Source organism: Streptomyces sp. L-9-10 (genome assembly GCF_004151105.1).
Lineage (GTDB): Bacteria > Actinomycetota > Actinomycetes > Streptomycetales > Streptomycetaceae > Streptomyces.
Genome location: NZ_PHRF01000027.1, coordinates 200,302 through 218,659, shown reverse-complemented (window position 1 = coordinate 218,659; position 18,358 = coordinate 200,302). Strand labels below are relative to the sequence as shown.

The window sequence follows — 18,358 nt, the reverse complement described above, 5'->3', positions numbered from 1 at the left end:
CCTCTTGGCCGGTACCCGGTCGTCTCAGAGCCGGCCGATGAGGCGCGGCTGCGGGCGAAGTATGCGGCGACGTCCTGCGCGTAGCAGTACCCGTCGGCCGGTTCGAAGACCGGATGGGTTCTGCCGGGGCGTCCGCCACCGGTGTGGGCGAGTCGGTAGGCCTCGCCGGGCACGCTCGCTCCTCGCGGGGCGGTCAGCGTCGGCAGAACGGCACCGGCGACTGGTTCTCGACGTAACGCGCCGCGACATAGCCGGGCCGTGCGTCCCCGAGCAGGTACCACAGGGTGTTGCCGTCCACGTTCTCGCCCCTGACCTTGCAGAAGAGGGGGATGACCGTGCCGGGCCGCAGGCCGCCCAGATAGGCGGAGCGGGAGGTCGGCTCCTCACGGATGCTCAGGGTGATCCGCGAGACGACCTTGCCCCTGGGCTCTCCCACGGGCACCTTCGCCGCCCGCGGCGCCGGGGCACCGTCCGCCGCGGACGAGGCGGCGGGGGACCAGGCGGCGCCGGCGGGTGTCGCGGCCAGGGGCCCGGCCCAGGCGATCACGAGTACGGCGAGAGCCGAGGCGACGCGGCGCCCCGTGCGCATTCTGGACACGGTGTTCTCTTTCCCCTGTGGGACGTTGGCTCCTCCTTATGGCACGTGGGACGGGACGACCGCCAGACCGGCCGGGATTCCTCACCCGAACGGGGCGGTGTGCTCGTTGTGTTCGGTGGCGCGGCCGGCAACGGCCTCCGACCGCGCGCGTGGTGGAACCGTGGACGGGTCAGCCGTTGACCAGAGCGATGTACCGGTCCCAGTCCCAGAGCGGGCCCGGGTCGGTGTGCGTGGCGCCGGGTACCTCGCTGTGGGCGATGATGTGTTCCCGTGTCCCGGGAATGCCGTATCTGGCGCAGACGGCGGCGGTCAGCGCCGCGGACGACGCGTACATCGCGTCCGTGAAGTACTCCGGCCTGTCCACCCAGCCCTCGTGCTCGATGCCGATGCTGCGGGTGTTGTAGTCCCAGTTGCCCGCGTGCCAGGCGACATCCTTCTCCCGTACGAACTGCCCGATGTAGCCGTCGGCCGAGGCGACCATGTAGTGCGCGGAGACCTTCTTGGCCGGGTCCTGGAAGATCTTCATCGCGTCGGGGAAGCTCTCCTGCGTCACATGGATGACGACGAAGTCGACCTGATACGTGGTCGGACGGGCGGCCACCGTGTAGTTGGAGGCGCTGGCCGGGATCCAGTGGGTGGGCGGATAGGCGTCGGAGGCGCGCGGTCCGGCGCCGGGAGCGCTCCGCTCGCCCGGGGCACGCCGTTCGCCGGCGGCCCGTGCGGTGGAGGCGGAGATCGTGGCGAGTCCCAGCGCGGCGGCGCCGAGACCGGCTCCGGAGCGCAGTAAGGCGCGGCGGGACTGTGTGGGGACGTGGGCTTCCATGGTGTCTCCCGAAGTGCGTGGCCCGGAAGGGGTGACGCGCGTAGTGCGGTTCCATGCTGAAGCTTCCACATGGCCATGCCAATAACCGCCCGGCAAAGAAAGAAAACGGCTCTCGGTCTGGACCTCTGGCATACGCGACGCACCCCAGGGGCGGTTCGGCGCACCGGCCCCGTCCCTCATCCTGTCCGGCGCCGGGGTTCGCGCATAGGGCGCCACGCCTCGGCGGTGACGCGGGTGTAATACTCACCCCATGGTTTCGCGAGTTACGCGTGTGGGTGACGGGGTGGCCGGTGCGACGGTCTCGATCAGGCGGGCGACCGCGCGGGACGCCCGGCGGCTCACCCGGCTCGTCCGGGGCTCCCGCGCCTACGAGGGTCCGTACGCGCCGATGATCGCCGGGTACCGGGTCGGCCCCGACTACATCGAGACCCACCGGGTCTTCGTGGCCGTGGCGACCGGAGCTGTGGCGACCGGACAGGCCGCGGGCAACGCCGAGGCCGACGCCGACGCCGCGCGTACCGATGAGCGGCTGCTCGGTTTCTACGCGCTCGTCCTCGATCCGCCGGAGCTCGATCTGATGTTCGTCGCGGACGTGGCTCAGGGGCTCGGTATCGGCCGCCGGCTCGTCGAGCACATGACGGACGAGGCGCGTGGCGCCGGGCTCGACGCCGTCCGTGTCGTCTCCCATCCGCCCGCCGAGGGTTTCTACCGCAGTGTGGGCGCCCGTCGCACCGGCACCGTCGCCGCGAACCCGCCGGCCGTGATGTGGGACCGGCCCGAACTGGAGATCCCTATTCCGGCCGTCGGGGTCGCGGTCGCGGACCGTAGGGGGAGTGGCGGAGCGCTGCTCTCTTAGCGGAGAACCGCTTTCGCGACGGAGCGGCGGTCTCCTGACGGAGCGGTGCTCTCGGGGTGGAGCGCCGCACGCGGCCGACCGGGGACCGCGCGTTCGGCGCGGTCCCCGGTCGCCTGGGCCCCGGGGCCCAGGTGCTACTTGTCGAGCAGGTTGTTCATCCGCGTGATCTCGGCGCTCTGGGACGTGATGATGGCGTCGGCCATCTCCTTGGCGCTCGGGTCGGCCCCGGCCGACTTCTCGGTCCTGGCCATCTCGACCGCGCCCTCGTGATGCTTGACCATCAGCTTCAGGAACGCGGTGTCGAACGCCGGGCCCGACGCCTTCTCCAGCGTGGACATGTCGCCCTCGGCCATCATCCCGGGCATCGAGTGCCCCGCGGCCGAGTGATCCGCGCTCCCCTGTGTGGGCACCTGCGCGCCCCAGGAAGTGAGCCAGCCGGACAGGGTCCTGATCTCCGGGTCCTGGGCCTTCTTGATCTCGGCGGCGAGCTTCTTCACCTCCGCCGAGGAGGCCCGGGTGGCGGCGAGGTCGGCCATCTCCACCGCCTGCTGGTGATGCGGGATCATGTCCGTCGCGAAGGACACGTCCGCGGTGTTGTGCGCCGAGCCCGCCGCCGCCGAAGCCGAGGCGGACACGGACGTCGAGGCGCTGGAGGACGGGCTTCCGTTGTCCCCGCCGCAGGCGGCGAGGGTGAGCGCGGCGGCGGTCACGGCCGCGGCGGTGGCGGCCGTACGGGCCGTGTGACGGTACGAGGTCATGGTGGAACGACTCCTGTGCGTGGTGGGGGAGACGAGGGCATACCGGAGGCGGCCACCGGCCCGGCGAACCGATCGACGCGATCGACATGAATCGACGCGCATCGACGTGATCGGCTCGGCAGCGGGCGACGGCCGCGGGAGCGGCGCCTATATACGCAGGAGTTGGAGTTCGCTCAACGAGGGAGGAGCCCGGTCGCCCGTCGCCGTCCCGGGCGCCTGTCGAAGCGCGACGGGCACGTCGAGCGGGCCGGAGGGCAGAGCGGCGGCGAGCGAGGTCGGCAGCGCGGGGCCGGCACCGACCCCGGCGGCGGCGCAGGTGGCATCCGCGTGGTCCAGATGCCCGCCGCCCCCGTGCTCCTGATGCGCGCAGTCCCCGTCCACCGCGCCGGCGGCCATGGCATGACTGGAGGGCGCGGGTACGGAGGGCGCGGGTGCGGAAGCCGATCCCGGGCCCATGGCGGACGCCGGAGCGGACGAGGCCGCAGCGGACGCGGCGTGCGCTTCCGCCGTGGGAACGGGCGACAGCCCGTGCATCGCCAGCAGACCGGTCATCACCGCGGTCACCAGCAGCAGAAGAAGAACCCGCGGCCCAGTGGGCCGGGTCCTGCCACGTGGCGACCATCGCTTCATAGGATCATCGTAGACAATGCGTGGCGTCCAACATGGCGCGGCCCGGCCGTGAGGGAGTGACCTCTTCCGTCCGCCGGTCAATGACCGGCCGTCGGCGCTAGTGCGGCCGACCCGCCGGCGCCTGTGCGGCGGACCGTCGGATACGGGGTCACCGGGGCCGGGCGTTCCTCTTCTCCCTGGACAGCAGCCACAGCAGATAGAGACCGCCGAGGGCGCCGGTGACCAGCCCCACCGGGATCTGGAAGGGGGACAGGAGCCGTTGGGCCAGCAGATCGGCGGTGGCGAGGATCAGCGCGCCCGTGAGCATGGCCGAGCCGATCGGGGCGCCCGGGGCCCGGGTGATTCTGCGGGCCAGTTGAGGGGCCGCCAGCGCCAGGAAGCCGATCGGGCCGGCGACGGCGATGGCCGCGCCCGCCAGGGCGATCCCCAGCAGCAGGCCGAGCGCCCGGACGCGCGCGATGTCCACCCCGAGGGCGCCCGCCGTGTCGTCCCCCATCTCCATGAGCCGCAGCGGCCGGCCCACGGCCAGGGTCGCCACGGCGAGTACGGGCAGCGCGAGCGCCAGCGGAGTGACCTGCGGCCAGGAGACGGCGTTGAGGCTGCCGAACGTCCAGGCCTTGGCGCTCTCCGCGGACTCCAGATCGGCGCGGGTGATGAGGAAGTCGTTGACCGACGCCAGCATCGCGCCCACGGCGATACCGGCGAGCACCAGCCGGTTGCCCGAGACACCGCGTGACGCGGTGAACGCGTACACGACCACCGCCGTCACCAGCCCGCCGAGCACCGAGCCCGCGCCGACACCGAGCCCGGCCGTACCCCCGCCGGCCAGGATGACGACGAGCGCGCCACTGGTGGAGCCGGTGGTGAACCCGATGACGTCCGGGCTGCCGAGGGGGTTGCGCGACAGACTCTGGAACAGCGCCCCGGACAGCCCGAGGGCCGCGCCCACCAGCAGCGCGGCACAGACGCGCGGCAGCCGCTGGCCGACGATGATGAACCGGTCCGTCCCCGATCCGCCGCCGGCGAGTACGTCGAGGATCCGGCCCGTGTCGATCCGGTACGTACCGGTGAACACGCTGAGCGCCCACACCACCGCGCACCCCAGCAGCAGAACGGCCGCCACGACGGCGGTACGGCCCGAGTAGCGCAGGGTGAGTGCGCCGGGAAGCCGCAGCACGCGCGTCGGGGCGGCGGGACGGTACGGGGTGTTCACGCCGCGACCTCCTTGCGCCTGACGACGAGCCAGAGCAGCGCGGGGGCCCCGACGAACGCGGTGACGATCCCGACCTCGATCTCGCCCGGCGGGGCGATCACCCGTCCCGCGATATCACTGACGAGCAGCAGGATGGCGCCGCCGGGCAGCGCGAAGAGGAGCAGCGGACGCAGGTCGGGGCCGAGGACCAGCCGCAGCACATGCGGAACGACGAGACCGACGAACGCGATCGGCCCCGCGGCGGCGGTCGCCGCGCCGCAGAGCAGCATGATGGAGAGGAAACCGGCCGCGCGTACCCAGGGGACCCTGAGGCCGAGAGCCGCCCCGGTCTCGTCCCCCAGCGCGAGCGCGTTCAGGGACGGGCCGAGCGCCAGCGCGATCAGCGTGCCGGCCACGACGAAGGGGGCCGCGGCGGTGAGCGCTTCCGTACCCCGGTTCTCCAGCGCCCCCACCACCCAGAAGCGGTAGGAGTCGAAGGCCGTGGTGTTGAACATGGTGATGATGCCCGTACAGGCGCCGAGACTCGCGGACAGCGCCGCCCCCGCCAGGACGAGCCGGGTGTGGTGGTGGCTACGGGTGGCGCCCGAGGTGAGGGTGTAGACGACCAGCGCGGCCAGGACCGCTCCGGCGAAGGCGAACCAGATGTATCCGGAGACGCCGGTGACATGGAACGCGGCGATGGCGATCACGACCGCGAAGGAGGCGCCCGCGTTGACACCTACGATGCCCGGCTCGGCGAGCGGGTTGCGGGTGATGGCCTGCATCACGACCCCGGCCAGCGCCAGCGCGGCACCGACGACCACCGCGAGAGCGGTACGCGGCATCCTCAACTGCCGGACGATGATGGCCTCCGGGCTTCCGTCGTCATGGAGCAGCACCCGCCCCACGGTCCCCAGGGGGATGCCCCGCGCGCCGACGCCCAGGCTGATCAGTACGAGCAGGACGACGAGCGCGAGACAGACGACCAGAGCGGCGAGGTGTTTTCCGCGCCGGAGCCCCCCGGCCCGTCGGCGCGCGCTCGGCGGGCCGGCTGTTCGCCGCCCGTCGGGGCGCTGCTCGTCGTCGACCGGGGCCGCCTGCTCCGCTTTCACGGGAACAGCTTGCACGGACCCCGCTTTTCCGGAACCCGCACCTCCGGATATGTGATCCATCGCATGACCGTCATACCTACTCATCCGCACTTAGGGAAGCCTAAGCTAATGCCTCGTGTACCGCTTCCGTGATCTCCCTCTCACCCGTCTCGTCAGTGGCGCAGCCGTAGCCGGCGCCCTGCTGCTCAGCGGCTGTTCCACCAATTCGACCGACGCGTCGGGCGACGGCGCGACGTCCGCCGCGCCGGCCACACCGGCCGGGTCGGCCCACACGGCGCCCCGCTCCGTGCCCAAGGGCATGGGCAGCGGGAAACCGGACGGGCAATTCCCGCGCACCGTCAGCCACTTCGAAGGCAAGACCACTCTTGAGGCCGCACCGGAGAAGGTCGTGGTGATCTCCACGGGGCAGGCCGACGCGCTGCTCACGCTCGGTACGGTGCCGGCGGGTTCGACCCGCGGGGACGGGGCGGAGCTCGTACCCGGGTATCTGAAGGACGACTTCCCGAAGGACGCCGGGCAACTGGCGAAGGTCGTGGACGTGGGCTCGCGGGTCGACCCGAACCTGGAGACCATCGCGAACATCAAGCCGGATCTGATCCTGATGAACATCGCGGGCAAGAACGCCAAGACCCTCTACACCGCGCTGACCGAGCTGGCGCCCACCATCGCCACCCAGGGCACGGGGCTGTACTGGAAGCAGGACTTCCTGCTCGTCGCCGACGGGCTCGGCAAGACCGAGCAGGCGCGGACGTACCTCGACGACTTCCACGCCGACGCCGAGAAGCTCGGCAAGCGCCTCGACAAGCCGGTGACCGTGTCCTTCCTGCGGCTGAACGGCGACCGGCTGCGGGTCTTCGGCGTGCCCTCGTTCACCGGGAGCATCGCCGAGGACGCCGGGCTCGGCCGTCCCAAGAGCCAGCAGTTCGACAAGACCTCCCAGAACATCAGCAACGAGCAGCTGGACCGGGCCGATGCCGACTGGCTGTTCTACGGAGTCCAGGGCCCCGCGTCCAAGGTGTCCGCGCTGACGAAGGCACCGCTCTGGCCGACCCTGTCCGCCGTCGCGGGCAGGACGGCGGTCCCGGTCGATGACGACGTCTTCTATCTCAACACCGGGCCCGCGGCGGCCCGCGATGTCCTCGCGGTGCTCGACAAGCACCTGGCCCCGGCCGCCTGAGCGCCGCTGTCCTGTCCGCAGAAGCGTCTTGTCCGCAGAGGCGTCCTGTCCGGAGAAGCGTCCTGTCCGAAAGAAGCCCTGCCCGCCGGTCTCCACCGGCGGGCAGGGCTTCTTCGTATGCGCCGCCCGCCCGGAGCGGGCCGGTCGTCAGCCCACGAAGATCTCGGTCACGGACCAGATCGCGAGGCCGAGCATGCACAGACCGCCGATGCGCTGGACGGTCTTGAGGGGGACGCGCGTGGCGATGAACCGGCCGGCGAGCAGAGCCAGCGCGGAGACGGACATGAGCGCGGCGGCCGAACCGATGGCGGTGGACCAAGTGCCGTTGCTGGCCGCGAGGTTGGCGGTGGTGATCTGGGTGAGGTCGCCCCACTCGCTGATGAAGACGGCCATGAAGGCGGTGGAGTAGACGGGCCAGAAGCCCGTGACGGTCTTCGTCTCGCCGTCCTCGTCCTCGTCGTCGCCTCCACCGCGCAGCAGCATGAAGGCGCCGAACGCGAAGAGTGCGGCGGAGACGAGCTTGACGATCCAGCCGGGCAGGAGCCCGATCAGACTGCCCGCGCCGACGGCGATGGCGACATGCACGAGGAACGCCGTCGAGGTGCCGAACCATACATAGAGCGGGCGCATGCGCGTCCCCATGGCAAGGGACGCGAACATGGTCTTGTCGGGGAGCTCCGCAAGGAAGATCAGCCCGAAGGCGGTGACGATCGCCAGGGGGTCGAGATGCATTCCGGGTGGCTTTCTCTGAGGGCCGGGCCCGGATCTTCGCGAAGCCCCGTACGGAGCCAGGAGGACACTCGGCCCGGCACGACGGTGGTGCCCACACAGCGTGGACACCGTCAATGCCTGACCGAAGGTCTCGCCCGCCCACCGGATCAGTGGGCCCGGCCACCGGGAACCCGGGGGTTCCAGTGTGTCGACGACCGGTTCGCGGGGCTACTCCCCTTCGCAGCACCCCACACTACCTCACCCGTACGGAGGAGCCCAGGCCGCCACAGGCCAGGGCCCGCAAGGCCCCTGCCGGGGGCCCTGCGCCGACCGTACGTACGCCCGGTCCGGGGTCGTGTACTCCGGACGGCTCTGTCCGGTGGCCCGCTTTCGGAGCCTGTCGTGTAGTGGGAGCTGCGACCGCGATCGGGCGGGCGCTGCGCTGCCCCTGGGGCGGCCCTGAGCTGGAGGAGACTTGTATGAGGATCAACACCAGGACAGCAGCCGCGCTGGCCGCGGCCGCACTCTGCGCCGGGGTGGTCGCCGGTTGCTCCGACAGCGGGAGCGGATCGGCCTCCAAGGAAGAGCCCGCGGACTTCGCGGCGGCCTCCACCTCCCCGTCCTCGTCCGTGACGAGCTCCCCGTCGGTCAACCCGTCCGAGGAACTGGGCAAGGTATCCGTCAAGACCGGACCCTTCGGAAAGATCCTGGTCAACGGCAAGGGCCATACGCTCTACCTCTTCGAGGCGGACAAGGCGAAGAAGTCCACGTGCACCGGCGACTGCGTGGCGGACTGGCCGCCCGCGCTCGTCACCGGAACCCCGCAGGCAGGCGCCGGTGTCAAGGCGAATCTGCTGACCACCACCACGCGCAGCGACGGGACCAAGCAGGCCATGTACAACGGCCACCCGCTCTACACGTTCAGGGAAGACACCAAGCCCGGCGAGACCAAGGGCCAGGACCTGACCGAGTTCGGCGCCAAGTGGTTCGTCGTCAGCCCCGAGGGCAAGGCCATCACCACCCCGCCGCAGAGCGCGAGCCCCAGCGCGAGCACCAGCCCGAGCACGAGCGTCAGCCCGAGCGCCAGCGTCAGCCCGAGCGCGAGCTGACGCTCGGTCCCACCGCTCGGTCCCACGTTCCCGCACCGGCGGTTCCACGTCCCCGCACCGGCCCGAACACTCGGAGAGGCCATGCCGCCCATACACCGTACGCGCCGGGTGCAGCAAGTCGCCGGGCGCCCTCGACCCCGGGAAGCCGGCCGCCGAGGGCGCGTACGGCCCGCCCCCGCCGGCCACGCGGACGTGGCGGGCGGGGGCGTTCGTGTACGGCGGATCCCGGCCGGGTCAGCGCCCGGAGCCGCGCCTGCCGCCCAGGCCCGTGTCGGTCTGATCGGTGTCGTACTCGATCTGTTCCTTGCGGACCTCGGTGGAGACCTCCTTCTGCTCGGTCACCTTCTCCGTCTCCATGCGCACGCGCTCGACCGGGACGGACTCCTTGCGGATGACAGGCTGTTCGGCGTGCAGGGTCACCTCGGTCTGAGCCTCCCCGATACGGGAGCTGCGGACGCCGGACCGGTCCTCGGGCGCGATCGCCTCGTGGATGACCCGGACCTCCTCATGGCTGAGCGGTACGGAGGTGGTCACGTTCTCGGTCACCACGACCTTGCGCAGCCGGGCGTGGCCCACCTCGTGTTCCTCGGTGCTGACGTGCAGCTGCTCCTCGGACCGGATCAGTTCCTCGCCGTACCGTTCCTTGTCCTCGCCGGGCATCGAGCCGCGCACCCCGGCCATGGGCCGTGCCGCGCCGGCGGTGGTGCCGGCACCCGGCCGCGCGCCGGCAGCCGTCCCGGCCCCCGTCCGCCCCGTGCCGGAGGCCGCGCCCGTGGCCGTGCCGGAGGTCGTGCCCCTGCCCGCGGCGGTGTCCGAGGCCATGCCCAGACCGGCTCCCGTGGCGGTCAGACCGTAGTGCTTGTAGAGCTGCTTCTCCTGACTGGGGTCCAGATGCTCGTCCGCGTCCAGCCGCGGAGCCTCCTTGACGGTCTCCTTCGCGTACGGGACGTGGATGTCCTCACCCGCGCGGCGGGCGCCGGACAGCGGGACGAGGCTTTCCTTCATGCCGAACAGACCGGTCTTCACGGTGACCCACTCCGGGCGGCCCGAGCGGTCGCCCACATAGACCTGGCCGACGTTGCCGATCTTGTCGCCGTCCTTGTCGTATATGGCCAAACCGTTGAGCCTGCTGGGGTTGTCGAACACGCCATCGGCTGACATCAGCGATCACTCCTCGCGTGGGGGAAGCGCGTCTGCGGGATAGGCCCCTCACGGTCAGGCGCGCACGACTCCATCGCGCATCCGTCCGGGACCCGGGGCAACCGGGGCGGCGTGCCGGCATGGCGAGGACCTGGCCACGGGTGCCTGTCGGACCAGCGTTCACGGTGGTCGGTGCGGTGGCGGGGCCATCCGGCGCTATCCGCCATTCGGGTGAATCCGATAAGGGGCCGACCGGCCCCGGCCGTTCCGCCGGGTCATCGGCGACCCTGGAAAGTGCGCGGCGGTGCCCCGACCGCCGGAGCGGACGGATTCCGAGGGACCGGACGTACGGAGAGCGCGAGCATGTCTGTCGAACGCATCGGCCTCGTGGTGCACCGGGGCCGCGCCGCGGCCGTCGAGGCGGCGAGCGCCGTCCACGCCTGGGGCCGGGCGCACGGGATCCCCTGCACGGAGATCGATGTGTGGAACGTGCACGAACCGCGCCACGGAGGCCAGGAGGAGGCGACCGCGGCCGGCCATCCCGACCTCGTACTGACCCTCGGCGGCGACGGCACGTTCCTGCGCGGAGCCCGGATCGCCGCCAAGAACGACGCGGCGGTGCTCGGGGTCGATCTGGGCCGGGTCGGATTCCTGACCGAGGTCCCGGCGGAGAAGGTCACGCAGGCACTGGACGCCGTCCACGAGGGGCGTGCCGAGATCGAGGAGCGGATGACGCTCACGATGCGGACGTCGCGCGTGCCGCAGATGCCGACCGTCATGGAAGCGCTGCTGCGCTCCAGCCAGGTGCCGTCGCTGCCGCCACCCCACGTCCGGCCGGACACCGAGGAGGGCGACGGCTGGGGGGTGGCGCTGGACATCGTCGCCGTCAACGACGTCGTACTGGAGAAGCTCGTCCGGGACCGGCAGGTCAGCCTCGGGGTCTATATCGCGGGACGCCTTCTCGCCGCGTACTCCGCGGACGCGCTCATCGTGGCCTCCCCGACCGGGTCGACGGCCTACAGCTTCGCGGCCGGAGGCCCGGTGCTCTCCCCGCACATGGACGCCGTGGTCTTCACGCCCGTGGCCGCGCACATGACGTTCGACCGCACGGTCGTGGCGGCGCCCGACGAATCGGTGGCCCTGCGGGTACTGCCCCACTCCGGTGAGGTGGCGCTGAGCATCGACGGTCAGTTGCGCGGGGTGCTCGGGCCGGGCGACTGGGTCGGTGTGTACGGCGCCAAGTACCGGCTGCGCCTGGTCCGGTTGGGCCCGACCGACTTCTACACCCGGCTGCGCGCCCGCTTCCGGCTCACCGACGCGCCCGCGACGGCCGCGGACGGCGAATCGGCCCCGCTGTTCCGCCCCAACACCCCGGTCCCGGACGACCTGGCCCATCTGCGCCTGCCACCACCGCCCTCGGACTGACGCTTCACGGGGTGCGGAACGGGTACGCGACGACGCGTCCGTGGAGAGACGGGCGCGGGAGGTGGGAGCCGGAGCGAGGCCGAGGACGCCGGGGAGGCCGGTATGCCGAGCGCGGGAAGGCGAGGGTGACGAGGGCGTGACGAGACAGGGCAACGACGGCCACGGCCGGCACGAGACGGTGGAGGAGCGTGCGGACCGCCTCTGGGGCGAACTGCTCCAGGAACTGCGCGTGGCGCAGACGGGCGTGCAGATTCTGTTCGGATTCCTGCTCACCGTCGTCTTCCAGTCGCGGTTCACCGAACTGTCGGACACCGACAGGGCCATCTACACCAGCACGGTGATGCTCGGCGCGGCGGCGGTCGGCGCGCTGATCGGGCCGGTGTCGTTCCACCGGCTTCTGACGGGACGGCGGTTGAAGCCGAGGATGGTGGTCTGGGCCTCTCGGCTGACCGTCGTCGGGCTGGTACTGCTCTTCTGCACGATGGCCTCGGCCCTGCTGCTCATCCTGCGGCTGGCGGTGGACCACACCCTCGCCCTCTGGCTGGTCGGGGTGATGGCCGGGTGGTTCGTCGTGTGCTGGGGTGTGCTCCCCGCGTTGGCCCGTCACGCGGCGCGCTCGGAGAGCGGAGCGGGCGGGCCGGGCGGCGGACGTACGGAGGGGTGATCGCGGGCCGCACCCCCCGGCGGAGGCGCCGGAGCCTCGGAGGCTGAGCCCGTGCGAAGGCCGGCGGTTCACCCGTACGGCCCCGCTCAACCCGTTCCGGGCCGGGAGAAGACGGCATGATCAAGACGTTGCTCCAGGCATCCGGGGCGCCGGGGCGTGGTCCCGGGGCCCGACCCGAACGGGAACGGGACACATATGGCGACGCGCGCGGCACTGTTCGACGTCGACGGAACACTCGTCGACACCAACCACCTTCATGTGACCGCCTGGTGGGAGGCGTTCCGCCAGGCCGGGCACACGGTGCCGATGTCGGCGATCCACCGGGCGATCGGCATCGGCTCCGGCGATCTGATCGCGCATCTGCTCGGCGACGAGCGCGACCGTGGCCAGGACGCGCGGATCAGCGCCGCGCACACCACGCTGTACGGGACCTGCCTGGACCGGCTGCCCGCCTTCGAGGGGGCGGGCGATCTGTTGCGGTCGCTCGCCGACCGCGGCTGGCGGATCGTGCTCGCGACCTCGGCGGGCGAGGCCGAGATCACCGCGCTGCGCGGGGCGATCGACGCCGACGACGTCATCCTCGGGACGGCGGGCGCGGACGGCGTACCGGCGGGCCGGCCGGCCCCCGACCCGGTCGGCCCGGCACTGGAGCTGGCCGGGGTGCCGGCGGAACGGGCGGTGTTCGTCGGCGACTCGGTGTGGGACATGGAGGCGGCGACACGAGCCGGTGTCCGCCCCGTCGCCCTGCTGTCGGGCGGCATTCCGCGCGCGGCCCTGGAGTCCGGCGGGGCGGTGGAGGTGTACGAGGATCCGACCGATCTGCTGGCTCGCCTCGACACCAGTCTGTTCGCCGCGCTGGACGGCGGCTGAGCCCGGCTCACAGGCAGACCGCCGGGCCCGGCTCGCACGCAGGCCGCCGGGCCCGGCCGCCGCGGTCCGGCTCTCCCGTACGTACAGCGGGCGCCGTTCAGCCCGGGTCCGGGGCCCGGCGGGTCCGTGTCCACTCGCGCAGCCCCTCGGCCGGCCAGGTGTTGACGACCCGGTCGGCGGGCACGTCGCACTCCTCCGCCCGCGCGCAGCCCAGGAGTTGCCAGTCGAGCTGCCCCGGCGCGTGCGCGTCCGTGTCGATGGCGAAGAAGACCCCGGCCGCCACCGCCCGGCGCAGCAGCCGGCGGGGCGGGTCGAGCCGTTCGGGCCTGCTGTTGATCTCCACCGCGGTGCCCGATTCGGCGCACGCCTCGAACACCGCGTCCGCGTCGAACGCCGACTCCGGCCGGCTGCCGCCCGATCCGCGATCCCGCCGGCTCCGTCCGATGACCAGCCGCCCCGTGCAGTGACCCAGCACATCGGTCAGCGGATTGCGTACGGCGGCGACCATGCGCCGGGTCATCGGGGCGGCGTCCATGCGCAGCTTCGAGTGGACGGACGCCACCACCAGATCGAGCCGGTCGAGCAGTTCCGGCTCCTGGTCGAGCGAGCCGTCCGGCAGGATGTCGCACTCGATGCCGGTCAACAGCCGGAACGGCGCCCACCGCTCGTTCAGCTCCGCGATCACATCGAGCTGTTCGCGCAGCCGCCCGGCCGTCAGCCCCCGGGCCACGGTCAGGGTGGGGGAGTGGTCCGTGAGCACGGCCCACTCATGACCGAGCGCGGCCGCCGTCCCCCCCATCTCCTCGATGGGACTGCCGCCGTCCGACCAGTCGGAGTGCAGATGGCAGTCACCGCGCAGCGCCGCGCGCAGTGTGTGTCCACGCTCCGCGAGCGGCCCGGCGGCCTCCTGCTCCAGCCGCGCCAGATACTCCGGAACGGAGCCCTTCACCACGGCTTCCACGACCTGCGACGTCTTGGGACCGATGCCGCGTACCCGGCCGAGCGTGCCCGCCTCGGCGCGTCGCGCGACCTCCTCGGCGGGCATGCCCGCCACCACCGCCGAGGCGGTACGGAACGCGCGCACCCGATAGGTCTCGGCCCGCGAGCGCTCCAGCAGAAAGGCGATCCTGTCGAGAGCCTCCACCGGATCCATGGCGCCCCCAGTGTGTCGGTGGCCTGTCGGCGGGCTTCCGGTCCGGCGGCGAGGTCCCGCCGCCGGGTTCGCGCCGCCGGGGATTCGCTCCGTCGGCGGGTGTCCGGTCCATTGTCCGCGCGCGGGTCGCGCCGCGCATGGCGAGGCCCCGCGGACGGGGGATGCCGCGGGGCCTCGCACTGCGCGAGGAGTACGTCGGGGTGGCCGCCCCACCGGGGCGGCCCGCCCGCTCCGTACCTCCTCGACTCTTCACACCACCTGTGCCGCGGGGAGTCCGGCCGACGCGCCCCTGGCGGGCGAGCAGTCGTCCGGTCCATGCCTCATGGCCGGGTCACCGTCGTCCGGGCCGCCGAGTGTTGGCGGTGAAGTCCGGACGGCGTCCGGCGTGGCGGCGGGGCGGTGTGTGGGGAGCGGTCGGTCAGTTTCCAGCGGTACGACGCTTGCGCGCGGCCCACATGATGCCCGCTCCGGCGACCAGTACGACGGCGGCCGCACCGGCGATGAGCGGGGTGGAGCTGGAGGAACCCGTCTCGGCGAGGTCGTCCCCGGCCGGGCTCGGCTGCGACGACGGAACCGCGGGCGCCGAGCTGTCGGCCTCGTCCGTGGGCGTGACCGTCGACGAAGGCGTCGGCTTGGGCGCCTCGGTGGTGGGCGTCGCCTCCGAAGGCGTCGGCGTCGGCTTCGGGGTCCCCGAGGACGGCGGCTGGGTGGGCTCCTCGCAGACCGGAGCGGTCTTCGTCTCGTCCTTCGAGAACTGGTCGCCGTCGGCGGCCACCACGACGAGACGAACGCTCAGCTCGCTCTTGTGCTCGGGAAGGTCGAGCTTCTTGTGGAAGTCGTTCTTGAAATTCTCCGTGGGCAGCAGGTCCTTGCCGTCCACGGTGACCGTCACCGTGTTCTTGTCGCTGTTGCCGTAGGCGGTCAGGTCGAGGCTGACCTCGGAGCAGGTCACCGACCACGTCGGCGTGTGCGCGGACGCGGGGACGGCCGACAGGCCGACACCGAGCGCACTTGCCGTGGCGACGGTTATGAGGGCGCTTCTGCGCCGCCATGATCCGCTGAATAGAGTCACAAAATCCTCCGCGATAACCGCGCCGCCCACGATGACGGCGCGCGCGCACAGTACCGCCATTCGCACCGGTCCCCTCAACCGCCCCATCCAACTCTCGCTCTCCGCGCACCCCATGGACCTGCTGAGACGTCGGAAAGTAGTCCGCCGGGCGGGCTCGGGCGGCGGGGGCGTGGCCACTGATCACATCCGGCCGCCCGGCCGGATCTCGCCGTCCTCGCTGATGACGCCCATGATTGCGGGGCCAGGAGGGAACGGAGGACGGTGTCCGTGCCCGAATACACCTCGGCTCATTGCGGTCCGGGCAAAAACTCCGTCAATATTCCGGCGGCAGTTTCCCGTTGCTCCGCGAACGAGCGATTCACGCCAGAACGGTGGCCGGGAGAGGCGCGGCACCGCCCCGCCCTTTCCCGGTCCGGTATATCGGCCGGTCTTAAGGGCTGTCCCGGCGCGGCAGCGCTTCCCGTACCCATTGGCACGCGTCCCGTCCCCATTGCCAGGTGGCGGCCAGCCGGGGGTATCGCTCACGCGTTTCGCGAGAGGCGCGGTCCAGCTCCTCCATCAGCCGCTTGGAACGGTTCTCCATGTCCAGCTCGTCCAGGATCCGGTCGATCTCCGCGAGCAGCGCGCCATGGAGCTGCCACTGACGAGGGTGCCGCTGGACGCCTTCCAACAGCAGCCCCGCCAGCCGTTCCCGGCTCGCGTTCGCCGCTTCCAGATCCTCAGTGAGCCGTGCCTCGGCGGTCTCCGCGCTCTGGCTGACCTCCGTGGTGACCAGTACGGCGAAGCTCACGACGGCGTCGGCGACCCGGGCCAGCAACTCCTGGAGCGCGGTCCCCACCTCCTGCGGGAACAGCGGTTCCTCCGTACGCTCCTTGGCGAGGTCGGTCAGTGTCCTGGCCAGTACGCGCAGCACGACCGTGCAGATCTCCAGGGTGTCGAGACCGGTACGCAGCACCACGCGGTGCAGCAGCCCTTCCTTGACCCGGGGGTTGAGCCGGACGCTGTCCTCGGCCTGCCGGAGATCCGCGTCCACCTCGCTGATGTCGTGGTCGAGACGGCGCGCCTCGTGCAGCCGGTCGGCGGCGCGCTCCACCGGAGTGGTCTCCGTCAGCCCCTCCCCGATGCGCAGCAGCAACTGGCGCATACGGCGGGAGAGATCCTCGATGGACTGGCCGGCGGTACGGACCCACACCGGCGGTACGAACAGGAAGTTGAACAGCAGCCCCACCACCGCGCCGATCAGCGTCTCCAGCACCCGGTCCCAGGCGGTCGACGCCACCCGTGTCACCCCGAGGACGAGCATCGCGCTGATCGCGACCTCCGGCACGAACTCGTCCACCCGGACCAGCCGTCCGACGATCAGCGAGGCCACGATGATCAGCCCCAGGCTCCACCAGGTCAGCCCGACCAGCACACTGAAGCCGCTGGCCACCAGCACCCCGGCGACGACGGAGTTCACCCTGCGGATGCCGGTGGTGAGGGTCGAGTAGAGCGTGACCTGGACGACGAGCAGCGCCGTCAGGGGAGCGGTCAGCGGCGCCGGCTCGTCGCTCAGCCACAGGGCGACCACGTAGGCGATCGTCGCGGCGGCGGCCGACCGCATCGTCTGTACCAGGATCGGCTGCGGGCGCCGTCCCTTCACCAGCTCGGCCACCGGCTCTCCCACGGCGTTTCGGACAAGACGCACGACCTCACCCTTCCCCCGCCGGGCCCGCTCGGCTCGCCCAACTCGTCCGGACCGCCCGGGAGGGAAACCCGCCGACGCCCCGGGCAGGGCCAAGGGGCCGACGCCGGGACCGCCCCGCTCGCGCACAGCGGTGCCCACGGCAGCCCGCGATTCATTCATCCGTCCGAGTGCCCCCGCACGCGTTACCCGGCTACGGCCCGAGGGTTGATCAGGTCCTTCCCGACACCACGGAGGCTCCGCGGAGGAGCGGCAAGCCGGAACGGTGGCGCGCGAGCGGCTCGGTGCGCGGCCGGCCGAGCGGTTCGGGGCCTTCCTGGTGCAGACCCCGCGGCCGCTCTCGCGTACCCTGAATCAGCTCCGTACGAACATGCTCACCGACCGGTGGGCGGTGCGCGGACGGGCACTCTCACCACCCCGGCCCGCACCCGGTGGAACCGGCCGACGCGGTACGCCGGAGGAGCAGCCGGGACCGGCGGCGCCACGCTCCGGCCACCTGCGGTGATGCGGGACGGGGAATGATGAGGTAGACACCTTCCCAGCGGGTCGATCGGCATTCGGGCCGCGCGGCCGCTCGACTCTCCGAACGGTTGTGCATGCCTTCTTCACCGTCCCGTCAGGATCCGTCGCAGGAACCGAGCACGGGGGCCGCGCCGAACGCGCGTCCGCAGCATCACGACATCTTCCTCGAACCGCGCTACACCGTGGAACTGCCACCGCTGCCCGACGGCGAGGGGGAGGACGAGCCTTCCATGGACAGCGTGTTCGACCGTCCGGCGGCCCGCCGCCGCACGCCCACCCCGCGCCGCGGATAGCCGGGGACGAGGCGCGGCGGACCGCCCCGACGGGCCGGGTGACACCGGATCATCACCCGGCCTGCCGGCCGTCCGCCCAGACGATCCCGTAGTACTTCAACTGCTCGTCCTCCGAGACGAGCCGCATCCCGACCGCTGTCATGACGCGCTGGGACGCGGTGTTCTCGTGGTCGGTGTCGCCCTGGACACGGGTGATACCGCTGGTCCGCGCGAATCGCAGCAGTTCGCGCAGGGCCTCGGAGGCGTATCCCCTGCCGTGCTCCGACGGGATCAGGCCGTAGCCGATCGTGACGGTGAGGTTCTCGTCCGGGGCGCCGTGGAAACCGAGCCCGCCTATGGCGTATCCGTCCTCGCGACGGCGGATCTCGTACGGGCCGAAGGGCTGGGGATCACCGGTGATCGCACAGGTCGTCAGATAGCGTCTGGCCCCCACCATGTCGCCGTCGGCGGGATACCCGGGCGCCCAGCGGTCCCCGTCCGCCGGTTCGGCCGCGGCCACCCGCTCGGCCTCCAGAACATTCAACGGATGAAGCACGAGCCGCTCAGTCACAAGATCGTCCATGACACGG

General features: G+C 71.8%; 19 protein-coding genes. 7 read left to right on the top strand and 12 right to left on the bottom strand.

Features of this window, described 5'->3' with window-relative positions; genetic code table 11:
* Positions 1–193: 193 nt before the first annotated feature.
* On the bottom strand, positions 194–598 hold the full coding sequence (locus tag CU044_RS07170; protein WP_129767598.1) for an SH3 domain-containing protein: 405 nt from the start codon (positions 596–598) through the stop codon (positions 194–196).
* Between the two features lie 169 nt (positions 599–767).
* On the bottom strand, positions 768–1,421 hold the full coding sequence (locus CU044_RS07165) for an N-acetylmuramoyl-L-alanine amidase (RefSeq protein ID WP_129767597.1): 654 nt from the start codon (positions 1,419–1,421) through the stop codon (positions 768–770).
* Positions 1,422–1,671: 250 nt separating this feature from the next.
* Here CU044_RS07165 and CU044_RS07160 point away from each other — a divergent pair, with 250 nt between their 5' ends.
* Positions 1,672–2,277, top strand: a complete 606-nt coding sequence (locus CU044_RS07160; RefSeq protein WP_129767596.1) for a GNAT family N-acetyltransferase — start codon at positions 1,672–1,674, stop codon at positions 2,275–2,277.
* A 134-nt stretch (positions 2,278–2,411) separates the two neighbouring features.
* Here the strand turns inward: CU044_RS07160 and CU044_RS07155 are convergent, their stop codons facing one another.
* The 4 genes from CU044_RS07155 to CU044_RS07140 all read right to left on the bottom strand — a co-directional run bounded on the left by CU044_RS07155 (position 2,412) and on the right by CU044_RS07140 (position 5,969).
* On the bottom strand, positions 2,412–3,035 hold the full coding sequence (locus CU044_RS07155) for a DUF305 domain-containing protein (RefSeq protein ID WP_129767595.1): 624 nt from the start codon (positions 3,033–3,035) through the stop codon (positions 2,412–2,414).
* A gap of 147 nt (positions 3,036–3,182) precedes the next feature.
* Positions 3,183–3,665, bottom strand: coding sequence for a DUF6153 family protein (locus tag CU044_RS07150; protein ID WP_129767594.1), 483 nt, complete (start codon positions 3,663–3,665; stop codon positions 3,183–3,185).
* 148 nt (positions 3,666–3,813) lie between these two features.
* Positions 3,814–4,878: an iron chelate uptake ABC transporter family permease subunit gene (locus CU044_RS07145; RefSeq protein WP_205124056.1), complete on the bottom strand. Its 1,065-nt coding sequence runs from the start codon at positions 4,876–4,878 to the stop codon at positions 3,814–3,816.
* Positions 4,875–5,969, bottom strand: coding sequence for an iron chelate uptake ABC transporter family permease subunit (locus tag CU044_RS07140; RefSeq protein ID WP_205124055.1), 1,095 nt, complete (start codon positions 5,967–5,969; stop codon positions 4,875–4,877). Before CU044_RS07140 ends, CU044_RS07145 begins: the two co-directional genes overlap by 4 nt.
* A gap of 115 nt (positions 5,970–6,084) precedes the next feature.
* On the opposite strand from CU044_RS07140, the gene CU044_RS07135 reads away from it, so the two are divergent.
* Entirely contained in the window at positions 6,085–7,146 is a 1,062-nt protein-coding gene (locus CU044_RS07135; protein ID WP_129767591.1) for an iron-siderophore ABC transporter substrate-binding protein, read from the top strand.
* A 147-nt stretch (positions 7,147–7,293) separates the two neighbouring features.
* Here CU044_RS07135 and CU044_RS07130 read toward each other — a convergent pair whose 3' ends face one another.
* A complete protein-coding gene (locus tag CU044_RS07130; protein WP_129767590.1) occupies positions 7,294–7,878 on the bottom strand; it encodes a TMEM165/GDT1 family protein in 585 nt (194 codons plus the stop codon).
* A 458-nt stretch (positions 7,879–8,336) separates the two neighbouring features.
* Between CU044_RS07130 and CU044_RS07125 the strand changes: the two genes are divergently transcribed.
* A complete protein-coding gene (locus CU044_RS07125) occupies positions 8,337–8,966 on the top strand; it encodes a hypothetical protein (protein ID WP_129767589.1) in 630 nt (209 codons plus the stop codon).
* A 234-nt stretch (positions 8,967–9,200) separates the two neighbouring features.
* On the opposite strand, the gene CU044_RS07120 is transcribed toward CU044_RS07125, so the two are convergent.
* A complete protein-coding gene (locus CU044_RS07120; protein ID WP_240045402.1) occupies positions 9,201–10,127 on the bottom strand; it encodes a PRC and DUF2382 domain-containing protein in 927 nt (308 codons plus the stop codon).
* A 342-nt stretch (positions 10,128–10,469) separates the two neighbouring features.
* Between CU044_RS07120 and CU044_RS07115 the strand changes: the two genes are divergently transcribed.
* The 3 genes from CU044_RS07115 to CU044_RS07105 all read left to right on the top strand — a co-directional run bounded on the left by CU044_RS07115 (position 10,470) and on the right by CU044_RS07105 (position 13,065).
* The gene (locus CU044_RS07115) at positions 10,470–11,531 is read left to right on the top strand and encodes an NAD(+)/NADH kinase (RefSeq protein WP_129767587.1); all 1,062 of its coding nucleotides are present in this window, start codon (positions 10,470–10,472) and stop codon (positions 11,529–11,531) included.
* Positions 11,532–11,667: 136 nt separating this feature from the next.
* Positions 11,668–12,195, top strand: coding sequence for a DUF6328 family protein (locus CU044_RS07110; protein WP_129767586.1), 528 nt, complete (start codon positions 11,668–11,670; stop codon positions 12,193–12,195).
* A 195-nt stretch (positions 12,196–12,390) separates the two neighbouring features.
* Positions 12,391–13,065: an HAD family hydrolase gene (locus tag CU044_RS07105; protein WP_129767585.1), complete on the top strand. Its 675-nt coding sequence runs from the start codon at positions 12,391–12,393 to the stop codon at positions 13,063–13,065.
* 97 nt (positions 13,066–13,162) lie between these two features.
* Here CU044_RS07105 and CU044_RS07100 read toward each other — a convergent pair whose 3' ends face one another.
* From CU044_RS07100 to CU044_RS07090, 3 genes are all read right to left on the bottom strand, one after another.
* Positions 13,163–14,218, bottom strand: coding sequence for a PHP domain-containing protein (locus tag CU044_RS07100; protein WP_129767584.1), 1,056 nt, complete (start codon positions 14,216–14,218; stop codon positions 13,163–13,165).
* 418 nt (positions 14,219–14,636) lie between these two features.
* On the bottom strand, positions 14,637–15,290 hold the full coding sequence (locus tag CU044_RS07095; protein ID WP_165371808.1) for an LAETG motif-containing sortase-dependent surface protein: 654 nt from the start codon (positions 15,288–15,290) through the stop codon (positions 14,637–14,639).
* Between the two features lie 430 nt (positions 15,291–15,720).
* Positions 15,721–16,893 carry an aromatic acid exporter family protein gene (locus tag CU044_RS07090; RefSeq protein WP_129767752.1) on the bottom strand — a complete coding sequence of 391 codons (1,173 nt, stop codon included), beginning with the start codon at positions 16,891–16,893 and terminating at the stop codon, positions 15,721–15,723.
* Positions 16,894–17,570: 677 nt separating this feature from the next.
* On the opposite strand from CU044_RS07090, the gene CU044_RS07085 reads away from it, so the two are divergent.
* Entirely contained in the window at positions 17,571–17,789 is a 219-nt protein-coding gene (locus tag CU044_RS07085) for a hypothetical protein (RefSeq protein WP_129767582.1), read from the top strand.
* Positions 17,790–17,841: 52 nt separating this feature from the next.
* Here CU044_RS07085 and CU044_RS07080 read toward each other — a convergent pair whose 3' ends face one another.
* A complete protein-coding gene (locus tag CU044_RS07080; RefSeq protein WP_129767581.1) occupies positions 17,842–18,351 on the bottom strand; it encodes a GNAT family N-acetyltransferase in 510 nt (169 codons plus the stop codon).
* Positions 18,352–18,358: the final 7 nt, after the last annotated feature.

Coding starts and splice junctions, on each gene's coding strand:
- CU044_RS07155 (WP_129767595.1), bottom strand. CDS start 3,035: ATGACCTCGTACCGTCACACGGCCCGTACGGCCGCCACCGCCGCGGCC.
- CU044_RS07160 (WP_129767596.1), top strand. CDS start 1,672: ATGGTTTCGCGAGTTACGCGTGTGGGTGACGGGGTGGCCGGTGCGACG.
- CU044_RS07125 (WP_129767589.1), top strand. CDS start 8,337: ATGAGGATCAACACCAGGACAGCAGCCGCGCTGGCCGCGGCCGCACTC.
- CU044_RS07085 (WP_129767582.1), top strand. CDS start 17,571: ATGCCTTCTTCACCGTCCCGTCAGGATCCGTCGCAGGAACCGAGCACG.
- CU044_RS07080 (WP_129767581.1), bottom strand. CDS start 18,351: ATGGACGATCTTGTGACTGAGCGGCTCGTGCTTCATCCGTTGAATGTT.
- CU044_RS07105 (WP_129767585.1), top strand. CDS start 12,391: ATGGCGACGCGCGCGGCACTGTTCGACGTCGACGGAACACTCGTCGAC.
- CU044_RS07100 (WP_129767584.1), bottom strand. CDS start 14,218: ATGGATCCGGTGGAGGCTCTCGACAGGATCGCCTTTCTGCTGGAGCGC.
- CU044_RS07150 (WP_129767594.1), bottom strand. CDS start 3,665: ATGAAGCGATGGTCGCCACGTGGCAGGACCCGGCCCACTGGGCCGCGG.
- CU044_RS07165 (WP_129767597.1), bottom strand. CDS start 1,421: ATGGAAGCCCACGTCCCCACACAGTCCCGCCGCGCCTTACTGCGCTCC.
- CU044_RS07115 (WP_129767587.1), top strand. CDS start 10,470: ATGTCTGTCGAACGCATCGGCCTCGTGGTGCACCGGGGCCGCGCCGCG.
- CU044_RS07130 (WP_129767590.1), bottom strand. CDS start 7,878: ATGCATCTCGACCCCCTGGCGATCGTCACCGCCTTCGGGCTGATCTTC.
- CU044_RS07120 (WP_240045402.1), bottom strand. CDS start 10,127: ATGTCAGCCGATGGCGTGTTCGACAACCCCAGCAGGCTCAACGGTTTG.
- CU044_RS07090 (WP_129767752.1), bottom strand. CDS start 16,893: ATGCGGTCGGCCGCCGCCGCGACGATCGCCTACGTGGTCGCCCTGTGG.